The sequence below is a fragment of the Aquabacterium sp. A08 genome (assembly GCF_011742065.1).
On sequence record NZ_JAAQQT010000222.1, the window covers coordinates 1 to 448 of the forward strand.

At 65.2% G+C, this 448-nt stretch carries 1 protein-coding gene; it reads left to right on the plus strand.

Annotation, left to right across the window (positions count from 1 at the left end; all coding sequences use genetic code 11):
- Positions 1–448 (plus strand): DUF502 domain-containing protein (locus tag HA630_RS26835; protein WP_166832039.1); only part of this gene is annotated, 448 nt, incomplete at both ends.

Below are 448 nucleotides of genomic sequence, written 5' to 3' on the forward strand. Positions count from 1 at the left end.
TGTCCATGCAGCTGATCCGCCCCTTTGTGGGGGATTTTTACATCCCCGGCCTGGGCCTGCTGCTGGCCACCGGCGCCATCGTGCTGACCGGCTTCCTGATTTCGGGCAAAACCACGGCGCGGCTGTTGTCGTGGGTGGAGCTGCCGTTCACCAACCTGCCGGTGGTCAAAAGCGTGTACTCCTCGCTCAAAAGCTTCGCCGACTATTTTGCGCCCCAACCCGCCGGCGGCGCCAGCCAGCAGGTGGTGGTGTTGCGCCCGCCGGGGCAGGACGTGGAAATCGTCGGTCTCATCACCCGCAACCACCTGCGCGGCTTGCCGCCGGGTTTTCTGCCCGGTGACCGGGTGGCGGTCTACCTGCCCATGGGTTACATGATCGGCGGCTACACCCTGTTCGTGCCGCGCGACTGGCTCACCCCCATCGACATGTCGGTGGAAGAAGCCATGCG